Genomic DNA, 19,409 nt, shown 5'->3' on the forward strand with positions numbered 1-19,409 from the left:
GGGGCGGGGACGGCATGGGGTTCTCCGACCTGCTGGACCGGATGCTCGGGCGCGCTCCCGAGGCCGCGGACGACCGGCTCGAGCTGCCCGCGCCCCCGACGGCGCAGGACGTGGAGCAGGCGCTGGCCGCGACGGAGGAGCTGGTGGGCGCCTCGACGCTGCCCTCGGTGGTCGTCGCGCGCGCCCAGCGGGTGGTCGACACCGTCCGGGACACGGTGCCGCGGATGAGCCGCATCTCCGGCAGCAGCCTGGGCTACACGGTCGTGGCGACGGCCACCGACTACCTGCCCGAGGCGATCGGTGCCTACCAGCGCCTCCCCCGGCGCTACGCCGACACCCGTCCCGTCGACGGGGCCAAGACCTCGCTCATGGTCCTCGTCGACCAGCTCGACCTGCTCGGGCTGACGATGGACCGGGTCTTCGACGCCGTCTACCGCGACGACGCCCGCGAGCTCGTCGCCCAGGGCCGGTTCATCGCCGAGAAGTTCGGCGGCTCGGCCGGCGGCGGGTCGCTGCGGATCGGCGCGGACGACCACGCGCCGGTGCCCGAGCAGCCGGACGGTGAGCGGTCGAACGACGACAGGGGCGCACCGTCCTCGCCCGACCCGACGGCCTCGCCGCGGACCCCGACGACGGACGAGGATGATTCCCCCTCGATCAGCCCGCTGTCCCCGCCCGAGGGAAGGACCTCATGACCACCTCACCGCTGCGCGACGCCGTCGACGCCCTGGCGCTGGTCGGCGAGCAGGCCGGCCTGCAGGAGGGTGCCGCCCGCGCAGAGGGGATCGCCCTGGCCGCCGCGGTCATGGAGCGCAGCGTCGGCTCGGCCCAGATCGCGCGCACCTGGGGCGAGGCCTTCGCGCTCCCCTCGAGCGACTACTTCGGCACCGCTCCGCACGGCCGCCGCTACCGCGCCATCCCCACGCCGCTGCTGCAGACCCTCGTCGCCGAGTCGAGCCCGCACGCGCAGGGGTATGCCGTCGCGCTGGCCGACGTGGCCACCGCGGCGAGCGCGCTCCCCGGGTCGGACGCGACCACCGTGGGCCAGGCGATCACCGCGGCCCGGACCCAGCTGGCCGCGGCAGGGGTGCAGGGTCACCGGCTGGCGGGCCATCCGGGACGGGCGCCCGGCCCGTCAGCCTCGGCAGCGACCCCGGCCGATCCCCGCGCCGGGCTGCGACCGCCGGGCGACGACCCGCTCGAGGGGTACGCACCGGCCACGCGCCAGGGCCCCGGTCAGGACGGGACCGACCAGCGCACGTGGGCCAAGGAGCTGCTCGAGCACGCCCAGGAGCAGTCCGGGCGGGTCCGCCAGATGCTCGACGAGATGGGCCGCTTCGGCCAGGCCGCGGGTCCCGGGGCCCAGCTGCCCCCCGCACCGCCGCTGTCGTGGACGCCGGGCGGCACGGCATACCCAGAGGATCCCTCCGCCCCCGCCCAGGGCGGACCGGAGGGCGCCGGCCAGGCGCCGCACGAGGGACCGGTCGGGACCTACGGCGCGACCGCCACCCAGGAGGCCCCCGAGGGTGCCGAGCAGCCGGCCGAGCCGGCTCCCCCGCAGCGGTCGGTCGAGGAGCTGCTCGCCGAGCTCGACGAGCTGATCGGCCTGGAGCGGGTCAAGGCCGAGATCCACCGGCAGGTGGCGCTGCTGAAGATGGACGCGCGGCGGCAGGAGGCCGGGCTGAAGGTGGCCACGCTGACGAGGCACCTGGTGTTCGTCGGCAACCCCGGCACCGGCAAGACGACCGTCGCGCGGCTGGTCGGCGGGATCTACCGGGCGCTGGGGCTGCTCGACAAGGGACAGCTCGTCGAGGTCGACCGCTCCGAGCTCGTCGCCGGCTACCTGGGCCAGACCGCGGCCAAGACCGCCGAGGTGGTGAGGTCGGCGCTGGGAGGGGTGCTGTTCATCGACGAGGCCTACAGCCTGGGCGGGGACCAGTACGGCAAGGAGGCCGTCGACACCCTCGTCAAGGAGATGGAGGACCACCGCGAGGAGCTGGTGGTCATCGTCGCCGGCTATCCCGCGCCGATGGCGGAGTTCATCGGGATGAACCCGGGGCTGGAGAGCCGGTTCCGCACGATCATCGAGTTCGACGACTACACCGACGACGAGCTCAACGGGATCCTGCTCGTGCTCGCCGAGAAGATGGACTACGACGTCGACCCGGAGGCGCAGGAGCGGTTCCGGGAGATGCTCGGCGCGGTGCCGCGGGGGCCCAGCTTCGGCAACGGACGCTACTCCCGCAACATGCTCGAGGCGGCGATCGGCCGGCACGCCTGGCGGCTGCGCGACACCGAGGACGTCGAGATCGAGGAGCTGCGGACGCTGCGGCGGCAGGACTTCGAGGATCGCGACGGGGTGGACCTGTCGGTGGACGGGAACGAGGCCGGGGCCGGGGCCGGGGGTGACGAGCCCGCGGGTGACAGCGGCCGGAGCAGCTCGCTCGACGCCCAGGACTTCGGCGACGAGGGGCCTGACGCCGCCGGCCACGAGGACGGCCTCCAGGACGACGGCACCGGTCACGAGCGCGGCCTCCAGGACGACGGCACCGGTCACGAGGACAGGGGGACGTCGTCGTGAGCACACCCTCGCCGACCGCCCCGGGAGCAGGGGCGAGCTCGGCCGCGTCGACGACCCGGCCGCAGCCGGCCCGGGGGCCGGGCGCGCAGCAGACGCAGGGTGCCCAGCGGCCGGCTCCGGGGAAGGGCGCCCAGCCGCAGCCCGCTCCGACGACCAGCACCCCGGGGCGTCCCACCTCCGCGACCCCCCGTCTCCTGCGGGTGGCCCGCGGTGTCACCGCGGCCGCCGCGCTGCTGACGGGCGTCGTCGCGACGGGGACGTTCGACACCGGCGGCGTCAACAGCACGCCGAACGTCATCGCGGCCCAGTGGACAGCGGCCGAGCGCACCGGGGTCGACCTGGCCGAGGCCGAGCTGCGGACCACCGAGCAGGCCGCCGCCCGGGCGACCGGGACCGAGCTGCCCACGGCGTCGGAGACCACCGCGACGCCCGTCGAAGCGCTGCGTGCCGCCGCCGGGGCGCACGCCCGTTCCGGGGGTGAGGCCGGTCGCAGCAGCGAGACGGCCTCCCAGATCGCTGAGGCCGCCGTCCTCGTGGGCCAGACGCAGGTCGCCACGGCGTCCGGCGAGAGCGCCACCGGCGAGAGCGCCACCGACGGCGCCACCGACGGCGCGCCGGCCGTCTCCGAGGACCTCACCGCCGCCCGGATCCTGCTGCGCACCGCGACCGACTCCAGCGACACCACGGCCTCCACCCACGCCGAGGACCTGGCCACCGGTTCCCGCTCGGTGCTGACCGGCGTCGTCGGGACCCTGGCCACCCTCCTCATGCTCGGCGTCCTCGTCTGGCTCGCGCTGCGCACCCGGCGGATCGTCAACGTCCCGCTCCTCGTCGCCACCGTGATGACCGGCTGGCTGGCCTACGTCTCGCTCAACCCCTCCGCCGTCCCGGTCAGCGTGGACGGTCAGGTCGGCGGCACCGCCGAGGTCGCCTCCGCCCTGCAGGAGGTGCGGCAGGCCCGGGCGGCGCAGTACGCACCCGTGCTCGGCACCCCTGACACCTACGGCACGGACGGCACGGAGGCGACCCGGGCCCTGGCCGCGCTGGACGACCGCGAGCTGGCCGACACCTGGCAGCAGGTCGACGCCGCCCAGGAGGACGTCGCGGCCGCGGCGGACCCCGCGGCGGCCGCGGAGGTCCTCGCCGGCACCCAGGAGGCCTGGGCCGGGCTCGAGGCCGAGCTGGCCGACCGGCTGGACGGGCGGCTGGCGGCGGCCACGTCCCGCGTCGGGCTGCCGGCCGTCATCAGCTCCGGCCTGGCCCTCCTCCTCGGCCTCGCGGCCGCCGCCCTGGCGTGGGCGGGGATCACCCAGCGGCTCAAGGACTACCGGTGAGCGCGGGCACGAGCAGGTATGCCGTCGCGCCGGCCGCCCCCGGGTCGCTCGGCTCCGACGTCGACCCCCGTGAGCTGCTCCGCTACCTGGACGCGCTCATCACCTGGAAGGACCGTCGCAAGGTCGAGCTCGACGCCCTCGACCGCGCCGCGATGGACCTGTCCGACCCGCAGGACCGGGTCGCCGTCACGCCGGACGTCACCCTGTCGATGACGCTGTGGCAGGCGGTCTCCGACCGCCTCGGCCTGATCCTGGCCACGTGGGACTCCGGGCGCGTCGGCGAGGGCGAGCGCCGACGGATCACCACCCTCGTCTGGGGCTCGCTGGAGCAGCCCGGCCAGCGGGCCGGCGGGCAGTCGCTCGCCGTGTCGCTGCCCGAGGCCTGCCGCCTCTCGGACTCCCTGGCCTCCTCACTGAGGATGCGCCTGCGGCTGGACGGCGCCGACCCGACGGTGACCGACCGGCTGCACGCCCTGCGCCAGCAGGTGGAACGGATCGCCGACCAGGTCGCCCTCGTCCCGGAGCGGCGCAGGAGCTCGGCGCAGCAGGCCTACGACGCCCTCGACCGCAGGCTGGAGGACGTCACCGAGCGCGCGCGGCGCGGCGGCGACGTCGGCGGCTTCCTCGGACCGCTCGAGGTCGAGGCCGCCACGACCGAGCGCGACCTCATCGTCGCCGCCTCCCAGCGTGCGCACGCCCGGGTGGACCACGCCCGCGCCTCGCAGCTGGTGGCCGAGCTGAGCGCCCGTGGCCAGGCCGTGCGCTCCCTCGCTGAGCGGGCCCGTGCGCTCGTCACCCCCGCCCCCACGCTCGGCGTGCCCGACGTGGCCCAGCTGGGACCGGTGCCGGCGGACCCGGCCGAGCTCACGGCATACCTGGGTCGGTTGGAGCGGGTGGACCGGGCCCTGACGTTGGCCCAGCAGGCGTACGCCGCGGCGGTGGAGCGGCGCGACGACCTGGCCGGGCGCGCCGACCGCGTGCACGCCGCGCTGGCGGCCGACGAGCAGGGGGCCGCGGCGAGCGCGGGGCTGGCGGAGCAGGCCGCGGCCCTGCTGTCCAGGACCCCGACCGACCTGACGAGGCTGGAGGCGATGGTGCAGGCGCAGGAGACGCTGGCGCGCACGATGGGGGTGCAGCCGTGAACCGGTGCGTGGAGCCGGGTTGTCCGGGAACGTACGAGGACGGCTGGTGCAACGTCTGCGGCTCGCCGGAGCCGACGCAGGTGCCGACCGGCGAGGCCGGGGCCGACACCCACCTCCACGGGCACGACCCCTCGCTGGGTCCGGCCGGGGCCGTCGCTGGATCAGGATCCGCGGCTGCGGGCGGGTGGACGGACGGTGCCGGCGGGACCGGCACGAGCAGCGGGACGGGCACGAGCAGCGGGACGGGTGCGGCGGGCGCGACCCGTGGGTCCGGCGCGACCGGCCCGTCCGGGGCGACCGGCGCCCCCGGTGCGACCGGTGCGACCGGTGCCGGCGACGACGCCGGGAGCTCTGAGGCTGGACGGACGCCCGGTGGAAGCCCCTCGGGCGCCGCGCCCGCGACGGCCGACGGCGAGGTGCCGGCCGGCGGCGACAGCGCCCACCAGGTCGCCACCCCGGCCCCCGGTCAGACCCGGCAGGCCGTCCGGGCGGCCCGGGTGCGCCGGCAGCGGGCCGCCTCCGGCCGTCGGTCCCGGCTCGGGATGGGGCTCACCCAGGTGCCGCCGGTGCCGCCCTCGGACCCCCTGGACGCGGTCATGGTGGACCCGGAGGTCCCCGAGGACCGGCGCGTCTGCCCGAACTGCGGGGCCAAGGTGGGCCGTGCCCTCGGTGAGGGCGCCGGCCGCCAGCAGGGCTTCTGCCCGCAGTGCGGTGCGCCCTACTCCTTCACCCCCAAGCTCGTGGCCGGTGACCTGGTGGCCGGGCAGTACGAGGTCGCCGGCGCCCTGGCGCACGGCGGGATGGGGTGGATCTACCTGGCGCGCGACCGCAACGTCTCCGACCGGTGGGTGGTGCTCAAGGGCCTGCTCAACACGGGGGACTCGGACGCGCTGGACGCCGCCGTCGCCGAGCAGCAGTTCCTGGCCCAGGTCAAGCACCCGCTCATCGTGGAGATCTACAACGTGGTCACCCACGAGGGCGACGCGTACACGGTGATGGAGCATGTCGGCGGCACGAGCCTGAAGCAGATGCTCAAGGAGCGGATGCAGGCCGCCGGTCGCTACGACGCCTTTCCCGTCGAGCAGGCCCTGGCCTACGTCATCGAGGTCCTGCCGGCCTTCACCCACCTGCACGACCTCGGCCTGCTCTACTGCGACTTCAAGCCCGACAACCTCATCCAGGAGGGCGACGGGGTCAAGCTCATCGACCTGGGCGGCGTGCGTCGGCAGGACGACCTGGAGTCGCCGATCTACGGCACCGTCGGCTACCAGGCGCCGGAGGTCTCCGAGGTCGGCCCGTCGGTGGCCTCCGACGTCTACACGATCGGCCGGACGCTCAGCGTGCTGACCTTCGAGTTCCGCGGCTACCAGAGCGAGTACGTCGACTCCCTGCCGCCGATGTCGCAGGTGCCGCCGTTCGTGGAGCACGACGCGTTCTACCGCCTCGTGGCCCGCTGCTGCGCACCGGACCCCAACGACCGCTTCCTCACGGTCGAGGACCTGCGCACCCAGACGACGGGGGTGCTGCGTCAGGTCGTGGCCGCGGGCTCCGACCACCCGGCCACGATGTCCTCGCACTCGCCGGTGTTCGAGGCGCCCGTCTCCACGACCGAGACCCTGGCCTGGTGGGAGCTGCCCGAGCTCCGGCACGACGACGCCGACCCGATGCGCGACTGGGTGGCCACCCTGCCGACCTCCGACCCGGTGGCGATGCACGCCGCCCTGCAGGGGGCCACCGAGCGCACGCCGGAGGTGCTGCTGGCCCAGGCGCGGGCCGGGATCCGGGTCGGTCAGCAGACCTGGGTCGAGGACGCGGTCCGCGGGCTGCTGGCCGAGGACCCCTGGGACTGGCGGGCCTCCTGGATGCGGGGCCTGTGGGCGCTGAGCCGCGTGGGCACCGCACAGGGCACGGACGCGGAGGCGGACCGGGCGGCCGGGCACGCCGCCGCCGGCCACCTGGCCGTGGTCCGGGACGCCCTCCCGGGGGAGATCGCCCCCCGCCTCGCGCTGGCGCTGGCCAGCGAGATCGGGGGCTACGCCAAGGCGGCCGAGCTGGACTACGACCGTGCCTGGCGCACCGACGCGGCGTATGTCGCACCCGCCGCCTTCGGGCTCTACCGGGTCCGCCTGGGCCGCGACGACGTGGACGGGGCCATCGCCGCGCTCGACTCCGTCCCCCCCGGCAGCCGGGCCCACCCGCGGGCGCGGTGGCTGCGCGCCGAGCTGCTGCGCCGTCGCGGCGGCCTGGCCGACCTGCGCGAGTCGGTGCACTCGGTCTCGCGGCTGACGCTGGACCCGCGGCAGCGTGCCCACTTCCAGGCCGGGATCTACGAGCAGGCCCTGGAGCAGGTGCGTCAGCACGGCGAACGTCCCGACTGGCGGCTCGGTGAGGTCCGCCTGACCCGGGACTCCCTGCGCACGGCGCTGGAGCACGAGTACCGCTTCCTCGCCGACTACACCCCCGAGCCCACCGAGCGGGCGGCCCTCATCGACCGGGCCAACGCCATCCGACCCTGGAGCTGGACATGACGACGACTCCCCCCGTCCCCCCGCCGCCGGACGGCCTCGCCGAGCCGGTGGACGCCCGGCGGCGTCAGGCGCAGCCGGCACGGACCGATGAGGAGCAGGCCCGCACCGACGCGGCGGAGCAGGAGCAGCCGGACGAGGCCCAGCAGGCGCCGGCCGACGCGGGCGCCGGGGCTGACGGCTCCGGCGCGGGGACCGCCGACGCAGGAGGTGCCGACGCGGGAGGTGCCGAGGAACCCGAGCCGTTCTCCGACGGACCTCCGCCGCTTCCCGAGCCGATGCTCGTGCTCGACGGGACGCTTCCCCCCGCGCCCGGCCCCGAGGCCGCCGCCCAGCCGGCGGACCACGGCCGGTGCACCCTGTGCGGCGGCGCCTACGACGAGGACGGCTGGTGCACCGAGTGCGGTTCGCGCAAGGCCGACCCCCGCCACCACTTCACCGCCCAGCCCGACGACCGCGTCGCGGCCGTGTGCGACCGGGGGCTGCGGCACGAGGACAACGAGGACGCGATGGCCGTCTGGGCCGACGGCAGGGGCAGGGCCGCGCTCGTCGTCTGCGACGGGGTGACCACGGCGACCCGCAGCGCCGAGGCCAGCCTCGCCGCTGCGGACGCGGCCCTGGCGGTGCTCGTCGACGGGTCGCTGGAGCCGGACGAGCGGATCGTCGCCGCCACCGACGCGGCGGCAGAGGCGGTCGAGCAGGTGGGTCGGGACTTCCCGGACTCCGCCCCCTCCTGCACCTACGTGGCCGCCCTCGTCCAGGACGGAACGGCGACGGTGGGGTCGGTCGGCGACAGCCGGGCGTACTGGCTGCCGGACGCCGGTGAGCCCCTGCGGCTCACTACCGACGACTCGATGGCCGAGGAGCAGGTCCAGGCCGGGCTCGACCGGCAGACCGCCGAGGCCGGGCCGATGGCGCACACGATCACCCGGTGGCTCGGGCCGGACGCCCCCGACCACACCCCGGTCGTGACCACCCAGGACGTCACCGCGCCGGGCTGGTTGCTCCTGTGCTCGGACGGCCTGTGGAACTACGCCTCCGAACCGCGGGCCCTGCGCGAGGTGGTCCACTCCCTCGCCCGGCCCGCCGAGGTGACGACCGAGAAGTCCACCCGCGAGCAGGGACCGGACGGTCCGACGGAGGAGGACCGGGGCCGGGGCGACGCCGCCCCGGAGGCCGGCGCACCGCATACCCCCTCCTCCCCCGACCCCCTCGCCCTGGCGCAGGCGCTCGTGCGGTGGGCCAACGAGCGGGGCGGGGCCGACAACATCACCGTCGCGCTGGTCCGCACGCCGACGGGGCAGGATGGGACCCATGGCTGAGTTCACGGCGACCGTCCACCAGAACGAGCACCTGCCCGACGGCGGGACCGACGTGCACGCCATCGTGTCGGTAACCTGCACCGGGGCCGGCACGGTGGCGCCGATGAGCAGCGGGTCTGGGGAGGCCGGCGAGATCATCATCGTCGACGTCTCCGGGTCGATGGACGTCCAGGGCGTGCAGGCCGCGGCCTACGCCGCGTCCGCCGCGCTGGACCAGATCGTCGACGGGGTCTGGTTCGCCATCGTCGCGGGCAACCACGAGGCCGCGCTCTGCTACCCCACGACCGGGACCGCCTCGATGGTGCGGATGTCGGCGCAGTCGCGGCTGGAGGCCAAGCGCTCCCTGCAGCGGCTCGTCCCCGGCGGCGGCACCGCGATGGGGCGCTGGCTGCTGGCGGCCGCCCAGCTGTTCGGCACCGTGCCGACGCTGTCCAAGCGGCACGCGATCCTGCTGACCGACGGGGCCAACCAGCACGAGACCCCCCAGGAGCTCAGCTGGGCGATCGAGCAGGTCCGCGGGCGCTACCAGGCGGACTGCCGCGGGCTCGGGGCCGCCTGGCAGGTCGAGGAGGTGCGCCGGATCGCGGAGGCGCTGATGGGGACCGTGGAGCTGATCCGCACCTGGGACGGGCTGCCGGAGGACTTCGCCCGGCTCATGCAGCAGTCGATGGGCCGCGGGGTCAGCGACGCCGAGCTGCGGGTGTGGGCGCCGCAGGGGGCGGAGATCCTCTTCGTCAAGCAGGTCGCGCCGACGCTGGAGGACATCACCGGTCGGCGCCGGGAGGTCAACGCGCTGACCGGGTCCTACGACACCGGGGCCTGGGGCGACGAGACCCGGGACTACCACGTCGCCGTCCGCCTGGCGCCGCGCGCGCTGGGTCAGGAGCAGCTCGCGGCTCGGGTCCAGCTCGCGGTCGCGGGCGAGGTGCGCGCCCAGGGTCTGGTCAAGGCGCGGTGGTCCGACGACAGCGTGCTCACCGCGCAGATCAGCCCGGAGGTCGCCCACTACACCGGGCAGACCGAGCTGGCCTCGGCCATCCAGGAAGGGTTGCGCGCCAAGGCGATCGGTGACGACACGACCGCGACCTCCAAGCTGGGACGGGCCGTGCAGCTGGCCCGGGAGACCGGTGACGAGGCGGCCACGTCCCGGCTGGCACGGGTGGTGGACATCGAGGACGCCACCACGGGGCGGGTCCGGTTGCGCCGCAACGTCGACCGCCTGGACGAGATGGAGCTGGACACCGCCTCGACGAAGACCACGAGGGTGCGTCCTTCGTGAGTGTCCGCTGCCCGGAGGGGCACCTGAGCGAGGCGACGGACTACTGCGACGTCTGCGGCACCCCGATCGGCGCCTCCGGCGGGGGAGGTATGCCGTCCGCGCCCCTCCCGGGTGGCAGCGGGCTCGACCTCGGGCCGGTGCTGCCAGGCGCTGGGGCGTCCGCGGGTGCGCCCGCCGCTCCCCCCGCCCCGGCCACGGTGACGTGTCCGCACTGCGGGGCGGTGAACGTCGAGGAGGCGCTCTTCTGCGAGGCGTGCGGCTACGACTTCACGACCGGTACGCCGCCGATGGGCGCGGCTCCCGGGGGTGGCGGGCTTGCCGGCGCTGAGGGGACGAGCGACGATGATGAGGCCCGCGGCGGTGACGGCACGATCGACGGTGACGAGGCCCGCGGCGGGGATGCGACCGGGGCTGTCCCGACGGTGGAGGGACCAGGGTCCGGGGTCGCCGGCGAGGCCGGCACGGGACCCGAGGGCGAGACGGGCGTCGAGACCCGGAGCGGTGTCGAACCCGAGAGCGTCGTCGAGTCTGAGAGCGTCGTCGAGTCTGAGAGCGACGTGGAGTCTGAGGAGGCCCAGGTCGAGTCTCTCGGAGCCAGCGACGACGATGAGGGCGTCTCGGAGGGGAAGGACGGATCGGAGCCCCAGCCTCTCGTCGAGGAGCCCGAGCAGGCGTCTGCGGACTCCGCACCGGACGAGTCCCCGGCCGCCGAGCCCTCCCCCGCCGAGGCAGCGGCCCCACCCGCCGAGGCAGCGGCCCCACCCGCCGAGGCAGCGCCCGGACCCGCCGAGCCGGCGCCCGCCCAGCCCGCACCCGCCGAGCCGGCGCCGCGCGCGCACCGGGCTCCACGGCATACCCCTCCGTCGCGGGAGCTCGCGGACACCTGGGTGGTGGAGATCTGGGTGGACCCGGACTGGTACGCCGTCCAGCAGACGGACGAGGCCTGTCCGAGCGCCGGTGTGCCGGACATCGTGCTGCTCACCCGCAGCAGCGCCCTGGTCGGGCGGCCGTCGGGCAGTCTCGGGGTGCGGCCCGAGATCGACGCCGGGGGTGACAGCGCGGTCTCGAGGCGGCACGCCCAGCTGACCAGCGACGGGCAGCGGTGGTGGATCGAGGATCTCGGCAGCAGCAACGGGACGTTCGTCGGCACCGTCGGGGAGCCGCTGCCGACGGCCCCCCTCACCCCCGGGCAGCGGGTCGAGATCGACCGTGACGACCGCATCTTCGTGGGCGCCTGGACCCGGTTGGCCCTGCGGCAGGCCACCGGGTCGGAGAAGCAGGGACGGGGCTGACCGGCGCGACTCGCCGCGCCCTGGCTACTGCCTCCCGCGACGCCTAGAGTCAGCACCATGTCCACCGCTCAGTCCGACCGCCCCACGCACGCGCCTACGAGCCGCGGGCGGTTGCGTCGGTCGGGCCGAGCGATGACCCGCGTCGGCCTGGCGCTGCTCCTGATCTCGCTGGTCGTGGCCCTGGTCGCCGGACTGGCGACCCGCAGCGTGCTCAACAACCTGCGCGACAACTCCGCCGAGCTGCTCGACGGCACCGCGACGGTGGCCCTGTCGCAGGGTGACCAGCGGGCCCTGTACGTCACCGGCGGGCTGGTCGCGCCCGGGGAGATCGTCCCGACCCCGGTCGAGGCGATCCGGTGCACGGTGGCCGGGCCGGAGGGCGACGTCCCCGTGGCGCACCTCTCGGACGAGGACAAGCGGGTCGGCGTGGACAACCCGCTCGCCCGTTTCCAGGTGGTCGGGTCGTTCCGGGCCGGAGCCTCGGGCGAGCACGCGATCGACTGCTCAGGCCTGGGCGTCGTCGTCGCCCCGGAAGTCAGCCCCGCGGACGGTCTGCTGCGCGTCGGCGGCCTGATGCTCGGCAGTCTCGGCGTCTTCGGCGGTGCCACGCTCGCGCTCATCGGCGGGGTGCTCCTGCTGGTGGTGCGGCACGGCACCGACGAGGAGGACGACGACGGCAAGGACCTGGACGTGGCCGCCCAGCCCCCGGACGAGGGTGCCGAGGAGTGGTGGGAGGAGGAGACCGTCAGCCCGGCCGCCGAGCGGGACGAGGCGGACGTGACCGACGAGGGTGACGTGGACGACGTCGACGTCGACGGCGGGCCGGACGTCCCGGTGGCCGGTGGCGCCGCGGCGACGGCGGGCTTCGACGTGGACACCGAGGACGAGTACGTCGACCTCACGGACGAGGAGCTGGCGGCCCTTTCGGAGGAGGAGGTCGCCCAGCTCGTGGAGTCCGGCGCGCTGGTCTTCGTCGACGAGGACGGCGAGGTCGTGCACGACACCGCGGTGGACGTCGACGACACCCCGGCGGAGCAGCGGGACACCTACCGCTGACGGGGGCGTCCGGCGCCGGCCGGCAACGGCACCGGCAGGGCACGGCACGCACGGCACGGCACCGGGTCTGTCAGGGCTTCCCAGGACGAACGGCACCGCGGTCTTCCAAGGTCTTCCCACGGCGATCCGACGGGAGCATGATGGCTCTCTACGCCACCTGCACGTTCTCGGGCCGGGGCGCTTCTGAGGAGGACCCCATGATCCGCAGGTTGACCACCGCCGTCGCAGCCCTCGCCCTCACCGTGCCGTTGGCCGCCGCCCTGCCCGCCGGCGCCGCACCGCCGGACGGCAAGGGCCCGGGTGAACGACCGGACACGTCGTCGCGGAGCGTGCAGTGGTACCTCGCGCTCGGCGACTCGCTCGCTGCCGGGTATCAGCCGACGACAGGTGACGACCTCGACGGCGGGTACGTCGGCCACGTGCTGGAGGGCGTGCAGGAGGACTACGCCAAGACCAGGCTCGTCAACCTCGCGTGCTCCGGGGAGACGTCCGCCGAGATGATCGACGGCGGGGACTGCTCCTACGACCAGGGCAGCCAGCTCGCGGCCGCCGAACAGTTCCTGCGGGCGCACAAGGACAAGGTGTCCACGGTGACCATCCACATCGGAGCCAACGACGTGGCCGGCTGCGTGTACGACGCCGTACCGTTCGACCCCCAAGACGTACCTGCCGCCATCGAGCTGGACACCTGCCTGCGACGCGGGCTTGCGGCCTTCGACCAGAACCTGGACACGATCCTGACTCGACTCCGTGCGGCCTCCCCATCTACCGACATCGTCATCGGGAACTACTACAACCCGTTCCTGGCGGGAGCGGTCCTTCCACCCTTGAGGGACCTGGCTCCGCGGACCATTCCCTACGCCGCTGCGTTGAACAACGGCATCACGGTCAATGCAGAGGAGAGCGGTGCCGAGGTCGCCGACGTTGCTGCCGCCTTCGACAACGACACCCCGGGACTCAACGTCAGCGCGATCTGTACCAACACCTGGATGTGTCAGAGGCTCGACATCCACGCCAACAACCTGGGCTACGCATTGATCGGCGACGCCTTCATGGCGGTGTTGGCGGAGTAGCTCTCCAGCCCACCGTACGCAGGACCGACGGCACTCTCAGCCGGTTCCTGACCGCCCCCTGCTCCGCGACCTGCGGAAGCGTACGGCCCCGCGTCAAGAACCGGACGAGAGTACCCCCGGGGGTCACCACGGCGCCCACGAACCGTCCACCCATGTCCGTCCATCCATGCCGCCATCCATAGCCTGGCGGCGCGCCCACCCTGCGAACCGGGCGCCCGACGGCATACCGTGGGGCCTGTGAGCAGCGCACCCAACCCGTACGGGCCAGGCCAGTCCCTCCCCCGCCGCAGCAGCGGGATGACCAAGGCCGGCAAGATCATGTTCTTCGTCGGCCTGGTGCTGTCGGTCCTCTCGCTCGTGGCGGTGGTCTGGGGCACCACCCAGACCGTCCGCGTCGCGCAGACGATGATGGACGACACGATCACGGTGTCGGGCGAGACCACCGTGCCGATGGGCCAGGGCGGCGCCCGGATGATCCTCACCGAGGGCAGCCAGGACCCGACCTGCACCGTCACCGCACCCGACGGGTCCGACGTCCCGGTCACCCAGGACGCCGCCTTCCAGGGCCTCGGCGACGAGCAGGTCCGGGTCGTGGGTGCCTTCGACGCCGTGCAGACCGGCGACCACACCGTCTCCTGCGACGCCCCCGCCCAGCTCACCCCGGAGCTGAGCGCCTCCTCGGCGATGGGTGTGCTCGCGGCCGGTCTGGGCCTGCTCGCCCTGCTCGGTTTCGGCTTCCTGACCCTGATCGGCCTGATCCTCTGGCTGGTCGGACGCAACCGGGACAAGAAGTCCACGAACGGCTCCGGTGGCTACGGCTACAGCACCTCCTCCGGCTACGGGCAGAGCCAGGGGTATGGCGCTCCCCCCTCCCCCGGCGGGTACGGCCAGCAGGACTCCCCCGGGTACGGCCAGCAGGGCTACGGCCAGGGGCAGCAGCAGGGCTACGGCCAGCAGGGCTACGGCCAGAACGCCCCCGGGCAGTCCGGCTACGGGAGCGGCTCGTCCGAGCCCACGCAGCAGTGGGGCTCTCCCAGCCAGGGCCCCTCCGAAGGGTCGACCGACAACCCGTGGGCGGCACCCCCGCCCCCCGGCAGCCCCGACGAGGGCACCGGCCGCGACGACACCCGCCGCTGACGCGAGCCCCTGCGAGCTCCGTCGTGGCCAGCTACGAGGTGAACGCGGCGGGGGTGGACCGCTGCCGCGCCCTCATCGAGGCCCGGCAGTACGTCCTCGACAGCGAGTGGTCCGACGTCCAGCCGGACGCGGCGGCCGAGAACGCCTACCTCGACCGGCACTCCTTCGAGGAGTATGCCGAGTGGCACCTGGGCCTGACCGTGGGGGCCACCGAGGGCACCAAGAGCCGCTACGCCTTCGGGTTCGGGGACTTCCGCCGGGTGCACCGCTCGGCGCTCATCGCCTGCGTGTTCCGCGCCGCCCAGTGGCGGCACAAGGCGGTCGAGCTCGCGGCCCACGACCTGCTGCAGCAGCTGGACGCCGCCTCAGGGCTCGTCGTCGACTGAACCGTCCGGCAGAGCGCCGTCCGGACCCGCCGCGGTGGCCCCGTTGCGCCGGCGCCGCACCAGCCGTCCCCGCGCGCCGTCCTCACCCGGCGTCCCCTCCCGCCGGGCCGCCCTCCCCGCGGCACGCTCGGCGGCCCGTGCCTCCGCCTGCTCCAGGTGGTCGGACTGGTCGAAGGTGACCGCGACGTCCTGGTAGTCCTTGATCCGGGTCGAGACCGTGGCGTCCTGGTAGGTCCGCACGTCGGCGGGGGTGAGCTCGACCGAGCTGGTGAACGGCCCCAGGAGCGCGCGCGGCCACAGCTTCTTGACGCGCACCACGTTCACCTCGACCCCGATGACGACGATCTGGGCGGCCACGAAGATGAACCCGATGAGCCCCAGGACGACGGCGAAGACGCCGTAGGTGTCGCCCGAGCGGCTGACGATCTGGTTGGCGTAGGTGATCCCGAACCGCTGCAGCAGCAGCCAGCCCACGGCGGCCACGACCGCGCCGGGCAGGACCTGCAGCAGGCGGACCTGGTAGGTCGTGCCCACCCACATCCCCAGGCTGAAGACGAGCACCGCCACCACGAAGCTGGCCGCGATGACCATCAGGGGCACCATCTGGCGCAGCTCCACCCCGTAGGCGCCGGCCGAGTGGGCGAGCACCGAGCCGACCGTGGTCCCCAGGAGCATGAGACCGGCGATCGCGATGAGCGGGAGCGAGCGGATCGGCGAACGGATCGGGTCCGGGCGCTGGTGCCGGGGCACCGCCCAGCAGATGTTCATCATGTGCAGCGTCGCCTGCGAGGCGCGCACCGCCGCCCAGATCGCGATGATGACGCCGATGACCACCGCCGTCGTCGACCCGCCGAACCCCTCGTCCCCGATCTGGCTGCCGATCACCGGGAACTGGCTGACGGCGGTGTCCAGGATCCGCTCGCGCCACTCCGGCTCCCCGTCCAGCACGAAGCCCAGTGCGGAGGTGAGCAGCAGCATCATGGGGAAGAGCGCGAGGAACCCGTAGTAGGTGATGAGCACCGAGAGGTAGACCCCGTGGTCGTCGATGAACTTGTAGACGACGGCGACCGGGAACCCCATCCAGCGGTGCCGACGCTGCAGCTCGTCGAGCCGGCGGGAAAGGGTCATGACGGCCTCCTGGGGTCGTGACGATTGTGACGCACGAGGCTCGCCGCGCCGGGGAGGACCGGTCAGGTCACGGCGAGTCGGCGCCTCCGTTGACGTTGAGCGTCTCCCCGACGACGTAGGAGCTCTCGGGGGAGGCCAGGAAGACGTAGGCCGGTGCCAGCTCGACCGGCTGACCGGCCCGCCCGATCGGCTGGCCCTTGCCGAACTCGGGCAGCTGGTCCGTCGGCTGGCCGTCCACGACCTGCAGCGGCGTCCAGATCGGCCCGGGCGCGACGATGTTGACCCGCACCCCCTTGGGCGCGAGCTGCTTGGCCAGCCCCTTGCCGAAGGTGTTCATCGCCGCCTTGGTCATCGCGTAGTCGAGCAGGGTCTCGCTCGGGCTGTAGGCCTGCACCGAGGAGCTGAGCACGATCGTGGACCCCGGCTCCAGGTGCTTCACCGCGGCCCGGATGATCCAGAACATCGCGTAGACGTTCGTCTTCACCGTCAGGTCGAACTGCTCGTCGCTGATGTCCTCGATCGACTCCGTCGCGACCTGCTTGCCGGCGTTGACGACGAGAGCGTCCAGCCCACCCAGCTCGGCGACCGCCCTGCGCACGATCTCCTCGCACGAGGCCCGGTCGGTCACGTCGGCGGGGATCTGCACGCACGTGCGCCCCTCCGCCTCGACCAGCTCGGCGATCCGGTCGGCGTCCTCCTCCTCGGCCGGCAGGTAGTTGATCGCCACGTCGGCCCCCTCGCGGGCGTAGGCGATCGCCACCGCCGCCCCGATGCCGGAGTCCCCACCGGTGATGAGGGCCTTGCGGCCCTCGAGCCGTCCGGTCCCCCGGTAGGTGCGCTCCCCCCGGTCCGTCTGCGGCTCCAGCTCGGCGTCCAGGCCGGGCATGTCCTGGTCCTGCTTCGGCGGCGTGATGTCGGGGTGGCGGGTCACCGGGTTGTCGAACGTCAGGTGGTCCTTGCGCTGCGTCATGGCCATGGACCCATGCCACCACCGCGCCCCCGGCCCCGCCACCGGAGCCGTCCGCACCCACCCGCAGGGGTATGACGTGGTGCCGGGTGGCGTGGCGCGCCTCCCCAGGCGCCGCACGCGCCTAGCCTGGGAGACTCAACGAGCTCGGGAGCCCGCATGTCAGACCGCACGTCCGCCCCCTCCGGCCCTACCGTTCCCTTCCTCGAGGGCTGGTCCGGCACTCGTCCCCCTCGGAACTTCCGGCGCACCGGCCTCCGCCGCGCGGTGTCCGTCTCGGCCGCCCTGACGCTCGTGCTGGCCGCCTGCACGCCCGGGTCCGACGGGGACGCGGACAACGGGACCGACGGGGCCCGGGGCACCGACGGCTCCGCCGTGGCACCGCCGGCCGACCCCGACGCGCTCGTGGCCACGGTCGCCGGCCAGGACGGCACCGTCGTCCTCACCGGCGGCGAGGGGGACGAGGGCACCGGGGGCGAGGGGGACGACGACACCGGGAGCGACGGGGACGACGAGGCCGGGAACGACGACCCCGCGGCCCTGGCCCACGCGACGGTCGCCCACCTCTTCGACCAGGCCCCGGTGGTCGTGCTGACCTCCGCGGACGAGCAGCTGCGGGCCGCGTCCGCCGGCGTCGCGCTCGGCGTGCCCGTGCTGGTCGACGGCCCGGGCACCGGCGCGGAGCTGGACCGCCTGGGTGCGGAGGTCGCCCTCGTCGTCGGTGCCGTGCAGGACCCGGGGATCGACGTGGTCGTGCCCGCCGACGACCCCGAGCTGGCCTCGCTGCTCGGAGCCACGGGCGAACCCGCCACCGTCGCTCGGCAGGACCAGGTGCAACGGGTGGTCGACCTGGACCCGTCGGCTCCCAGCCTGCTCGTGCCGAGCGACGACGCCAGCGCCAGCGACGACGACGCGAGCGCCAGCGGCGACGACGCCGCCGCGACGGCCGCCCCCGCACCAGCGCCGGCCGAGGGCGACGGGAGCGACGCAGGGGATGACGGGACCGAGGTCGACGACGCGGACGCGGTCGAGACCGGCGACCCCGACAGCGGCGGGAGCGACGCCACGGAGAGCACCGCCGGTGCGTCAGCCCCCCCCACCCCTGGAGTCCGACCGCGACGAGCTGCCCTCCACCGCTCCCCCGCCGCCGCTCGAGAGCACCGTCGTCCTCTCCACCGGAGACCCGGCACAGACGGCCGCCGTGGGGACCGCCCGCGCCGCCGGGGCCCAGGTGCTCCTCGTCCCCTCCGGCGACCCCGGCGCCACGTCGGAGTCCCTGTCCGCCTTTGCCGACGCCGCCGAGGGCGCCACCAGCCTGGTCGGTCTGGGCGAGGAGTTCGGCGAGCCGGACTCGCTGGACTGGCGGGCCCAGGTGGCGGCGACGGGCGTCGAGCTGCCGGGCGGCGGTCTGACGACCCTGCCCGGCAAGACCTACGTGGCGCTCTACGGCACGCCCAGCACCGGGGCGCTCGGGGTCCTCGGCGAGCAGCCCATCGAGCAGACGATCACCCGGGCGCAGGAGCACGCGTCCTGGTACGAGCCGCTCACCGACGAACCCGTGGTGCCCACGCTGGAGATCATCGCCACCGTCGCCGCCGAGGAGGCCGGCCCGGACGGCAACTACTCCAACGAGCTGCCGGTCGAGCAGCTGCGACCGCTCGTGGAGCTGGCGGCCGAGAACGACGTCTACGTCGTCCTCGACCTGCAGCCGGGCCGCAGCGACTTCCTCGCCCAGGCCCAGATCTACGAGGAGCTGCTGCGACTGCCCCACGTGGGGCTGGCGCTCGACCCGGAGTGGCGGCTGGGCCCGGACGAGATGCACATGGTCCGGATCGGGTCCGTGGAGATCGACGAGGTGAACCGGGTGGTCGACTGGATGGCCGAGCTGGTGCGCGAGCACGACCTGCCCCAGAAGATGCTGGTGCTGCACCAGTTCCAGATCCGGATGATCCCCGGTGCCGACGACGCGGACCGGTCCCGCCCCGAGGTCGCCGTGCTCATCCACGCCGACGGGCAGGGACCCCACGGGAGCAAGATGGACACCTGGACGGCGCTGCAGAACCACGCGCCGAACATCGAGCACTGGGGCTGGAAGAACTTCTACGACGAGGACGTCCCGGGGCCGTTCACGCCCGAGGCCACCATGCAGGTCGAGCCCACGCCGGACTTCATCTCCTACCAGTAGGT

General features: G+C 74.3%; 16 protein-coding genes. 13 read left to right on the forward strand and 3 right to left on the reverse strand.

Translation table 11 applies throughout. The annotated features are described in order from the left end of the window. Positions 1-14 precede the first annotated feature (14 nt). From ACWHYA_RS16955 to ACWHYA_RS17010, 12 genes are all read left to right on the forward strand, one after another. Positions 15-695, forward strand: a complete 681-nt coding sequence (locus ACWHYA_RS16955; RefSeq protein ID WP_425940292.1) for a hypothetical protein — start codon at positions 15-17, stop codon at positions 693-695. Further along, a complete protein-coding gene (locus ACWHYA_RS16960) occupies positions 692-2,581 on the forward strand; it encodes an AAA family ATPase (RefSeq protein ID WP_425940290.1) in 1,890 nt (629 codons plus the stop codon). Before ACWHYA_RS16955 ends, ACWHYA_RS16960 begins: the two co-directional genes overlap by 4 nt. After that, complete coding sequence (locus ACWHYA_RS16965; RefSeq protein WP_425940288.1) at positions 2,578-3,915, forward strand: hypothetical protein; 1,338 nt, start codon at positions 2,578-2,580, stop codon at positions 3,913-3,915. The genes ACWHYA_RS16960 and ACWHYA_RS16965 overlap by 4 nt, the downstream gene beginning before the upstream one ends. Continuing rightward, the gene (locus tag ACWHYA_RS16970) at positions 3,912-5,057 is read left to right on the forward strand and encodes a hypothetical protein (protein ID WP_425940287.1); all 1,146 of its coding nucleotides are present in this window, start codon (positions 3,912-3,914) and stop codon (positions 5,055-5,057) included. The genes ACWHYA_RS16965 and ACWHYA_RS16970 overlap by 4 nt, the downstream gene beginning before the upstream one ends. After that, positions 5,054-7,585, forward strand: coding sequence for a tetratricopeptide repeat protein (locus tag ACWHYA_RS16975; RefSeq protein ID WP_448095631.1), 2,532 nt, complete (start codon positions 5,054-5,056; stop codon positions 7,583-7,585). The genes ACWHYA_RS16970 and ACWHYA_RS16975 overlap by 4 nt, the downstream gene beginning before the upstream one ends. Then, positions 7,582-8,904 (forward strand): PP2C family protein-serine/threonine phosphatase, encoded by a 1,323-nt coding sequence (locus ACWHYA_RS16980; protein WP_425940283.1) that lies wholly within the window; start codon positions 7,582-7,584, stop codon positions 8,902-8,904. The genes ACWHYA_RS16975 and ACWHYA_RS16980 overlap by 4 nt, the downstream gene beginning before the upstream one ends. After that, positions 8,897-10,183, forward strand: a complete 1,287-nt coding sequence (locus tag ACWHYA_RS16985; RefSeq protein WP_425940281.1) for a VWA domain-containing protein — start codon at positions 8,897-8,899, stop codon at positions 10,181-10,183. The genes ACWHYA_RS16980 and ACWHYA_RS16985 overlap by 8 nt, the downstream gene beginning before the upstream one ends. Beyond that, positions 10,180-11,475 (forward strand): FHA domain-containing protein, encoded by a 1,296-nt coding sequence (locus ACWHYA_RS16990; protein ID WP_425940279.1) that lies wholly within the window; start codon positions 10,180-10,182, stop codon positions 11,473-11,475. Before ACWHYA_RS16985 ends, ACWHYA_RS16990 begins: the two co-directional genes overlap by 4 nt. Positions 11,476-11,532: 57 nt before the next feature. Then, positions 11,533-12,531, forward strand: a complete 999-nt coding sequence (locus tag ACWHYA_RS16995; RefSeq protein WP_425940277.1) for a hypothetical protein — start codon at positions 11,533-11,535, stop codon at positions 12,529-12,531. 197 nt (positions 12,532-12,728) lie between these two features. After that, the gene (locus tag ACWHYA_RS17000) at positions 12,729-13,604 is read left to right on the forward strand and encodes an SGNH/GDSL hydrolase family protein (RefSeq protein WP_425940275.1); all 876 of its coding nucleotides are present in this window, start codon (positions 12,729-12,731) and stop codon (positions 13,602-13,604) included. A gap of 237 nt (positions 13,605-13,841) precedes the next feature. Beyond that, on the forward strand, positions 13,842-14,741 hold the full coding sequence (locus ACWHYA_RS17005; protein WP_425940274.1) for a hypothetical protein: 900 nt from the start codon (positions 13,842-13,844) through the stop codon (positions 14,739-14,741). A gap of 23 nt (positions 14,742-14,764) precedes the next feature. Then, entirely contained in the window at positions 14,765-15,127 is a 363-nt protein-coding gene (locus ACWHYA_RS17010; RefSeq protein WP_425940273.1) for a hypothetical protein, read from the forward strand. Here ACWHYA_RS17010 and ACWHYA_RS17015 read toward each other — a convergent pair. The 3 genes from ACWHYA_RS17015 to ACWHYA_RS17025 form a co-directional block, all read right to left on the reverse strand. Beyond that, positions 15,107-16,255, reverse strand: a complete 1,149-nt coding sequence (locus ACWHYA_RS17015) for a YihY/virulence factor BrkB family protein (protein WP_425940271.1) — start codon at positions 16,253-16,255, stop codon at positions 15,107-15,109. The two genes, ACWHYA_RS17010 and ACWHYA_RS17015, sit on opposite strands and share 21 nt — an antisense overlap. Before the next feature lie 67 nt (positions 16,256-16,322). Further along, positions 16,323-17,231 (reverse strand): SDR family oxidoreductase, encoded by a 909-nt coding sequence (locus ACWHYA_RS17020; RefSeq protein WP_425940270.1) that lies wholly within the window; start codon positions 17,229-17,231, stop codon positions 16,323-16,325. Between the two features lie 153 nt (positions 17,232-17,384). Continuing rightward, entirely contained in the window at positions 17,385-18,059 is a 675-nt protein-coding gene (locus ACWHYA_RS17025) for a hypothetical protein (RefSeq protein WP_425940268.1), read from the reverse strand. A 244-nt stretch (positions 18,060-18,303) separates the two neighbouring features. Here ACWHYA_RS17025 and ACWHYA_RS17030 point away from each other — a divergent pair, with 244 nt between their 5' ends. Beyond that, complete coding sequence (locus tag ACWHYA_RS17030) at positions 18,304-19,407, forward strand: hypothetical protein (protein ID WP_425940266.1); 1,104 nt, start codon at positions 18,304-18,306, stop codon at positions 19,405-19,407. Positions 19,408-19,409: the final 2 nt, after the last annotated feature.

The organism is Ornithinimicrobium carbonis, from assembly GCF_977012275.1.